The organism is Alteromonas sp. NFXS44, assembly GCF_040148705.1.
Classification (GTDB): domain Bacteria; phylum Pseudomonadota; class Gammaproteobacteria; order Enterobacterales; family Alteromonadaceae; genus Alteromonas.
In genome coordinates this window covers 710507-719417 of sequence record NZ_JAGDEA010000001.1, presented here as the reverse complement: position 1 = coordinate 719417, position 8911 = coordinate 710507, and the positions used below count along the sequence as shown (strand labels likewise).

The window sequence follows — 8911 nt, the reverse complement described above, 5'->3', positions numbered from 1 at the left end:
TCGGTTGACACTCTTAACGAGTGCCCACACAGATTGTCTTGTTATAAATTTTTAAAGAACAATTGCTAACCTCGGCTAGCTGCTTCAGCGTTTCTCCCTGAAGCGGGACGCGCATTCTACGCGTTTCATTTTCAGTGTCAACATCTTTTTGAAATTTAATTTCTCAAGTGTTTTCAGTGAAAACTGTTATAACTCATCACGTTTGCTCTGTGTTATAACACTTCTTTAGTAGTCTCTTTCGTGACTCCCCGTCAGAAGTGGGGCGCATTTTAGAGATTTATAATCGCACGTCAACACCTATACCTAAAAAAGTTGTGTTTATGCGTTCGAATGATTACTTTATAGACTATACATACAATAATTAGACAATTTGAACTAATTGCGAATACGATAGCTCTATTATAAGAGCAATAATAGCGTCCATTAGGGACGTAATTTAATGAGGGTGGAGTATGACTCCCAGAGTTAGCATACCGTTTTTTGTAGTAGCTATGTGTTTACCCGCACTATGTTTCGCAGCATCTAACGCAGACACAGTTAAAAGTAGTAATGATGATTTTCAGATCCAGTTTCTGAAGCGTCAGGTTGATCAAAACATGTCTATTGGCCGGGCTATCCGATCGATTGCCAGCCACTATCCCCAGGATGTGGTGTCTATTGTAGATGTTGCACTGGATACTTATCCTGATAAATACCGCGAAATTATCTTCGCTGCCATTTCAGCACAACCCGCTTCTACTCAGGATATTGTGCAGATGGCAATTGAGAAAGATGTCAGTACCTGTACTAATATCGTTAAGCTGGCAATTCGCGCTGAACCCAGTTATGTAGATTTTGTTGTTCAGGCCGCAGCCGATACGACTCCGGAAGAGCTGGATGAAATTGTTCGTGTAGCAGTACAAACTGAACCTGACTCGGCCGATCGTATTGTGCAGACGTTATCTCAGGAACATCCCAATAAGGTAATTGAGATTTTGTCTACCGCACTGAATACTGTTCCTTATGTCGGCGAGTATGTTGTGGATGCATTGCTTGCAGTGTTCCCGGCTCAGTCTGATGAGGTGATCACCACTGCCCTGCAACAAACTCATGCAGAGAAAGAGCAGGCGATCCGGATATTGGAAACAGCGCAAAGTTATGGCGTCAGTGACGAAAAGCTGGCTGAATATGGCCAGTCCATAGGTTTAACTGACGAAGATATACAGTTAGTACTGAACAGATAAAACAAAGGGGAGCAAACGCTCCCCTTCTTGTTTTCTTTCTTAATCAGTCTGCACCGAACAAATCGCGGCTGTAGACTTTATCAAGAACGTCACGAATATCGTCGGTAACACGGTTAGCGACAATAACATCTGACATTTCTTTAAACGCATTCAAATCGTTAATTACACGGGAATTAAAGAACTCATCCTCTTTAATAACCGGTTCATAGACCACCACTTCAATACCTTTGGCCTTAATACGCTTCATGATCCCCTGAATCGCACTGGCGCGGAAGTTATCCGAACCGGACTTCATGATCAGACGGAAAATACCGACAATTTTAGGACGGCGACTGATAATCGAATCGGCCACAAAATCCTTACGGGTGCGGTTAGCATCGACAATAGCCTGGATCATATTGTTAGGCACTGCGCTGTAGTTTGCCAGCAACTGCTTCGTGTCTTTAGGTAAGCAGTAACCACCGTAACCAAAACTTGGATTGTTGTAGTGTTTGCCGATACGCGGGTCAAGGCCTACACCTTCGATGATCTGTTTAGAATCCAGACCATTACTTTCTGCATAGCTGTCCAGTTCATTAAAATAAGCAACCCGCATCGCCAGATAAGTGTTGGCAAAAAGCTTAATGGCTTCCGCTTCAGTACTGTCGGTAAACAGTACTTCAATCTCTTCTTTAATTGCGCCTTGCTTGAGTAAGCCTGCAAACACTTCTGCCCGCTCACTTCTTTCGCCTACAATAATACGGCTTGGATAAAGGTTATCGTAAAGGGCACGGCCTTCACGTAAGAACTCAGGTGAGAAAAGAAGATTCTCAGTACCGTGCTCAGCTTTTGCCTCACGGGTAAAGCCAACAGGTACTGTTGACTTCACTACCATTACTGCTTTCGGATTTACCTTCATTACAGTTTTGATGACTGAATCAACACTGCCAGTATTAAAATAGTTGGTTTGCGGATCATAATCAGTAGGCGTTGCGATAACCACGAAATCAGCATCACGGTATGCCTCTTCAGCATCAAGAGTCGCTCTGAGATTAAGTTCCTTCTCCGCCAGATATTGAGAAATTTCTTTATCTTCAATAGGCGACTTCCGTGCGTTGAGCATTTCTACCTTTTCAGGGACTAAGTCAACAGCAACAACTTCATTGTGCTGGGCAAGCAGCACTGCGTTTGATAATCCTACGTAGCCAGTCCCGGCTACTGCGACTTTGAATTTCTTATTCGTCGGTTCCATTTTTTCTCACTATCTAAAGGTATAAATACTGTTTCTAAAAAGTTGTGGGCCCAAGGGCGGTAAACTCTTCACGACGCTTAATAGAAAAGTTCTCTCTCTTAAGTGTCAAATTAGGGCTGTATGCCGGGTCATGACTGATATAACCATGCCATTGACTACGCAAATATTCGAGTTCCCGATTAAAACGTGCCGCTTTTTCAGGAGCAACATCCAGGCCACGACTGACCGATTCATGATGATAAAGCTCGGCTTCGGCACAAAATACATTTCTGACACCAGTTTCTCTGACTCGCAAACAAAAGTCTACATCGTTAAAAGCAACGGCCAGATCCTGTTCGTTTAAACCACCGACTTCCAAAAATTTAGACTTTTTAACCAGTAAACAGGCTGCAGTAACAGCCGAGTAATTCTGAGTGGCCAGTAATCGTTTCATGTATCCGGGATGATATCGGGGGAAGTACTTATGCGCATGCCCTGCACCGCCACCATAGCCTAAAACAACTCCTGCATGTTGAATGCATCCGTCCGAATACAACAATTTAGCGCCTACACACCCAACATCGTCCCTCATCGCATGTCCGACCATATAAGTGAGCCAGTCAGGCTTAATAACTTCTATGTCGTTATTGATAAGGCCAATGATCTCACCGTTCGCGTGCGACACGCCAAAATTATTTATTGCCGAATAGTTAAATGGGCCGGGGTATTTGATCACCCTGATTTCAGGTAAAGCATCAAGAGAAGCAAAATACTCAAGACTCTCCTTCTCATCCGAGCCATTGTCTATCAGAATGATTTCATAATTTTTAAAAAGTGTTTTTTCCCTGATCGAATCGATACACGCTTTAACCAGCTCTTTCGCATTTTTTGTAGGTATGACTAAAGAAACCAGAGGCTGCTCTTTAACAGGCCATTGCACATGGTTGATTTTTTGTTCGACATTTAATGCCGGGACAGCATCTGAGTGTTGCTTTGTCAGTCTTGCGATGTCTTCTAATGCAGACACTTCCTGTCTCGCATGAGCTTCTTCATCACGTATTACCAATACTGAAGGAATATGGCCAATACGCATATCAGATTTCTGTAACCAGAGCTCTGACGTTAAACCTGCAATAGAGACAGCACTAAGCTGAACAGTGTTCAGGAGCTCACGTTTAATCAGTACTCCTGTCGAAACATAGCCGGCAGAAAGTTGCAGCTCGGGATTCCAGTCAGGCAGGAAATGAGGTGAACCGGGCTTTTTGGGGTCTGCAGTAATATCTGTATCACAATAAAGGAGATCATAAGAATCCTGCTGTAACAACGCAGACATCATGTAGCAAGATTGGGGACGCAATATATCTCCTGCGTTTATCAAAAGCACATGGCTGCCAGTGTTCTGATTTAGCAGAAGCTCATTAAATTCCGGGCAACCCTTTTCATCCTTTTTCGCAGGCCAGATTACATAAGGAAGATTCAACGATTTGAGATTTTGAATAGTTTTTTCGTGACCGGACTCTCCGGCTACCACAACCAGAAGATCTGCAGACTCATTACGGAAAGATACATTTTCAATCAGTTTGTTGTGATGAGAAACAAACTCCCGATAAAGTTTCTTCTTCGTCCGCTTAGTTGGCTCACCATATGTGAGACCAGAACGCCGGATTGACTGACTGTAAAACGTGGTCAATCTTTCACTACGTTTTACCTTTTCACGAATTGGGGATGGCACCAACTTAATAGCCATCTGCACGGATTGCATTGCAATCTTCTTCATTTAAACCTGCTAATCATCGAACATTAAAAAAGCCGCATAGAAATGCGGCTTTTATACTAACACGGAATAGCAGAAAGAATTAATTTCCGGCCCCAAGACGCTCACCCTGATAGCTGCCGTCTAACACCGCTTTCCACCAGGCTTCATTGTTCAGATACCATTCGACAGTTTTGCGGATACCGCTTTCGAAGGTTTCCTGCGGGGTCCAGCCCAGTTCTTTCTGAATCTTGGAGGCATCGATGGCATAGCGCATATCGTGGCCCGGACGGTCTGTCACGTAAGTGATTTGCTCTGCGTACTTTGTTCTTTTTGGCTTCACATCATCCAGAATGGTACAGATAGTTTTCACCACGTCGATGTTCTGTTTCTCGTTATGGCCGCCAATGTTATAGGTTTCACCGATTTCACCGTTCAGGGCTACCACAACCAGTGCGCGGGCATGGTCTTCCACATACAGCCAGTCACGGATTTGATTGCCTTTGCCGTATACAGGCAGCGGCTTTCCGGCCAGGGCATTCAGGATGACCAGCGGAATCAGCTTTTCCGGGAAGTGATACGGGCCGTAGTTGTTCGAGCAGTTGGTCACCAGCGTGGGCAGCTTGTACGTACGCAGCCAGGCGCGGACCAGCTGGTCTGAAGACGCTTTACTCGCGGAATAGGGGGAGCTCGGCGCGTAGGGCGTTGTTTCAGTAAACAGTGGCAGTTCTGTGCCCTCTTCCACTTCATCCGGATGTGGCAGGTCGCCGTACACTTCATCGGTGGAGATGTGGTGGAATTTAAAGCCGTCTTTTTTCTCACCTTCCAGTTTTGACCAGTACGCGCGTGCCTGCTCCAGCAACGTGTAAGTACCGACGACGTTAGTCTGGATAAATTCCCCCGGGCCGTCGATAGAGCGGTCAACGTGTGATTCTGCTGCCAGGTGCATCACGATGTCAGGCTGGTGCGTGGTGAATACACGTTTTACTTCGTCGGCATCGCAGATATCGACTTTCTCGAAGAAGTAGCGGTCGCTGTCTGACACCGTCGTCAGTGATTCCAGGTTACCGGCATAGGTCAGTTTATCCAGGTTGATAACCGTGTGGTTGGTATCGTTAATCAGGTGTCGGACTACCGCCGAACCGATGAAGCCGGCACCGCCGGTGACGAGTATAGTTTTGCTCATTGTGTATTGCTCTGTTCTGATTTCAGCGCATCCAGCATGGCCGAGAGTTGTACACGCCAGTGGGCAGGTTGCAGTGAAGAAAAGGTTTCGCGGGTCAGGGTTTTATCCAGCACACTGTAGTGCGGTCGCTTCGCCGGAGTGGGATATTGTGACGACGGAATAGGCAGTACAGGGATTTTGCTTTCCAGCAGGCCTTTTTCGACTGCCAGTTCCTGAATGGCCAGCGCAAAATCGTACCAGCTGGTTACGCCTTCGTCTGTCCAGTGGTATACCCCTGCCGTTTTGTTTTGTGCGGCATACAAACAGGCCTGTGCCAGCCCGCTTGCCAGTGTGGGCGAGCCAATCTGGTCATCAATCACAGTAAGCTGTGGTTTATCTGCCATCAGCCGCAGCATGGTTTTCACGAAGTTATTGCCGTGAGTGGAGTACACCCAGGCGGTGCGGATTAAGCAGCTTGAAGCAGGGATGGTGTTTAACAGTGCTTTTTCGCCATCAGCTTTGGTTTTGCCGTATACGCCCTGCGGTTCGATTGTGTCATCTACTGTGTAAGGTGAGCCTTTTTTGCCGTTAAATACATAGTCGGTAGACACATGCACAAGGAAGATGCCGTTTGCTTTGCAGTACTCAGCAAGATTCGCCACGCCCTGTGTGTTAATCAACGCCGCCGCATCCGGTTCAGATTCCGCTTTATCTACTGCGGTATAGGCCGAGGCATTGATGATAGCTTCCGGTTTAATGCTGTCCAGCTTATCTGCCAATGCGGCCTTATCGGTAATGTCGATATCATCACGGCCCAGACAAACAATCTTGTCACCGCCCGCCTGTTGAAGCTCGTAAGCCAGTTGTCCGGACTTCCCTATTACAACAATTGACATGGGCTTTCCTTAAAATGCCGGTGCGTCGGTAAAGGCAAGGCCTTCCGCGTCTTTTGCAGACAGCGACGGTGCTTCACCGTTTACCAGCGGCCAGTCAATACCGATAGTCGGGTCATCAAATTTCACCGACACTTCTGAAGCCGGATGATAATAATCCGTGCACTTGTACACGAATTCTGCTGATTCACTGGTCACATAAAAACCATGCGCAAAACCTGCCGGCACCCACAGTTGACGTTTGTTTTCAGCTGACAGCATTACGCCGATCCATTTGCCGAAGGTGGGCGAGTCTTTACGCATATCTACCGCTACGTCGAACACTTCGCCGCTGACCACACGGACTAACTTGCCCTGAGTCTGTTCCAGCTGATAATGCAGACCACGGAGAATGCCTTGCCTGGATTTTGAATGGTTGTCCTGTACGAAATCCACATCGGCACATTCCTGTTTAAACCAGTCAGTGCGGAAGGTTTCGAGGAAAAAGCCACGCTCGTCACCAAAGACGCGGGGCTCAATGATTTTGACATCCGGGATGTCGGTGGTTACTACTTGCATGAAATGCTATTCCCAAAAATCGAACGTTGAAGATACGCGCTCAGCTCTTAACCCGACCACTGATGATCTTCATTAAATACTCACCGTAGCCACTTTTAATCAAAGGTCTGGCCAGCTTCTCAACCTGAGCAGCATCTATAAAGCCCATGCGGTAAGCGACTTCTTCAGGACAACAGACTTTCAGGCCCTGACGTTTTTCAATTGCAGCCACAAAGTTGGCAGCATCCAGCAAACTGTCCAGCGTACCGGTATCCAGCCAGGCAGAACCACGCCCCATCAGTTCGACTTTAAGCGACCCATCCTGCAGGTAGAGGTTATTCAGGTCGGTAATTTCAAGCTCACCACGGGGAGAAGGCTTAACAGCCTTAGCAAAATCCACCACGCGGTTGTCGTAATAATACAGACCGGTTACTGCATAGTTTGATTTAGGCTTAGCGGGCTTCTCTTCAATAGACAGTGCATTCCAGTCATCGTCGAAATCAACTACACCGTAACGTTCAGGGTCGTTCACGTGGTAGCCGAAAACTGTAGCACCGGAATCTTGCTCATAGGCATTCTTCAGCGAGACTTTTAAATCGTGACCATAATAGATGTTATCACCGAGAATAAGTGTACAGGCATCATTGCCGATGAACTCTTCACCTATGAGGAACGCCTGGGCAAGACCGTCCGGGGAAGGTTGCGCCGCATACTGCACATTGATACCTAATGCAGAGCCATCACCAATCAGTTCTATGAACCGGGCCTGCTCCTGCGGCGTGGTTATGATGAGAATGTCGCGGATACCGGACATCATCAGCGTCGCCAGCGGATAGAAAATCATCGGCTTGTCGTAAACCGGCATCAGTTGCTTGCTGACGACTTTAGTTAGCGGGTGAAGGCGTGTGCCTGAGCCACCGGCCAGTATTAATCCTTTTCTCAACCTAATTCTCCAACTTCTCATCATTTTGGTTCAGTTAAACAGCAGCCCCATACACTATCAATGGTTCACCTAAATAAACGCTCATATTAACTTTCAGTCGGTGCTTCAAAGCTTACACTATGAATTTCGCTATTCTCTCAAAAAGAACTCTCCAGGGAGGAGCAATCCGATGGAGTATTTCTAACCTTTCCGGATATTCAAGATGCAACCTCTGCTTCATTCCTTCCGTGTACGCTGCGTGCACAGCATGCCTGGAAATCTCTTTCCGCTGTAATAGATCTCGTAATACACTCTCAAATTCACTGAGAGATAGCTCTTGCTCTTTATAAGGCTTATTTTTCAACCAAGAGCACTCTTTATAAAACTCGGAAGACTTTAAGACATCATGACTTCGAAGAAAGTCCTTGAGCTGTCTGATATATATAATTTTGCATTCTTCAAACAGTTGATCAGACATCAGTGAATACGGCCTCGGATCTCCATAATTCTGTAATGCCAAATCTAGTTGTGTTTCTAACGCACCAACTTCCAGTTGATTGAACCAGCGCTTAACCTCAATACTTTCAAGACTATATGACGGATTTACACGACCAACATCAAAATCAACGCTGTTAAATTCAAGATTAAGAAAATCTAGAAAATCAGCAACTATACTATTGTTTTTAAACAATTTTTTGCAATACGGCCGAAGCTCGAATTTACCCTCATCTAACTGCTTTACAGTTAAACTAAGAGTTCTGAGTGTTGACTGAACCTGGGCAAGCGGTTCAAATTTTTCAACTTTTCCGTGTCTTTTTACAGATTGGTTATAAGAAGATTGTAAAACCTCTAACCCAAAACGTATATAACCGATAAAAAGCGCATTGGGTACATTCAAACTTATTTCTTCCAACCTACGAAAAAAAAACTCAGAAGAAAAGACAATCGTATGGCAGCCCGCTATCAGAGCGTTATTAACTTGTTCATCGAACAGCTTTTTGGAAAAGTAAAAATCCTCATTCACAAATTCGAACGCAGCTCTCAAGTTACCTGAGCTAACTCCATTTACGTCCAGGACATGATCGGGATAATAAATATGTTGCGATAATAACCAGTCACGATTTGACAATAACCACTTTTGAATAGCCGAAGTACCTGACTTAGGCGGCCCGAAATGAAAAACTACCTTCATAATAAATCAAACTCTG

The 8911-nt window shown here is 45.6% G+C and carries 8 protein-coding genes; 1 reads left to right on the top strand and 7 read right to left on the bottom strand.

The features are described 5' to 3' along the window. The first annotated feature begins 491 nt into the window (after positions 1-491). Positions 492-1223: a hypothetical protein gene (locus tag J3369_RS03145; protein ID WP_349583722.1), complete on the top strand. Its 732-nt coding sequence runs from the start codon at positions 492-494 to the stop codon at positions 1221-1223. A 43-nt stretch (positions 1224-1266) separates the two neighbouring features. On the opposite strand, the gene J3369_RS03140 is transcribed toward J3369_RS03145, so the two are convergent. From J3369_RS03140 to J3369_RS03110, 7 genes are all read right to left on the bottom strand, one after another. Next, a complete protein-coding gene (locus J3369_RS03140; protein ID WP_349583696.1) occupies positions 1267-2454 on the bottom strand; it encodes a nucleotide sugar dehydrogenase in 1188 nt (395 codons plus the stop codon). 34 nt (positions 2455-2488) lie between these two features. Continuing rightward, positions 2489-4210: a glycosyltransferase family 2 protein gene (locus tag J3369_RS03135; RefSeq protein WP_349583694.1), complete on the bottom strand. Its 1722-nt coding sequence runs from the start codon at positions 4208-4210 to the stop codon at positions 2489-2491. A 79-nt stretch (positions 4211-4289) separates the two neighbouring features. After that, positions 4290-5372 carry a dTDP-glucose 4,6-dehydratase gene (rfbB, locus tag J3369_RS03130; protein WP_349583691.1) on the bottom strand — a complete coding sequence of 361 codons (1083 nt, stop codon included), beginning with the start codon at positions 5370-5372 and terminating at the stop codon, positions 4290-4292. After that, entirely contained in the window at positions 5369-6247 is an 879-nt protein-coding gene (rfbD, locus tag J3369_RS03125) for a dTDP-4-dehydrorhamnose reductase (RefSeq protein ID WP_349583688.1), read from the bottom strand. The genes rfbB and rfbD overlap by 4 nt, the downstream gene beginning before the upstream one ends. A gap of 9 nt (positions 6248-6256) precedes the next feature. Next, a complete protein-coding gene (gene rfbC / locus J3369_RS03120; RefSeq protein WP_349583685.1) occupies positions 6257-6802 on the bottom strand; it encodes a dTDP-4-dehydrorhamnose 3,5-epimerase in 546 nt (181 codons plus the stop codon). A 40-nt stretch (positions 6803-6842) separates the two neighbouring features. After that, positions 6843-7724, bottom strand: coding sequence for a glucose-1-phosphate thymidylyltransferase RfbA (rfbA, locus tag J3369_RS03115; protein ID WP_349583682.1), 882 nt, complete (start codon positions 7722-7724; stop codon positions 6843-6845). Positions 7725-7836: 112 nt separating this feature from the next. Beyond that, a complete protein-coding gene (locus tag J3369_RS03110; RefSeq protein ID WP_349583679.1) occupies positions 7837-8895 on the bottom strand; it encodes a hypothetical protein in 1059 nt (352 codons plus the stop codon). Positions 8896-8911 lie beyond the last annotated feature (16 nt).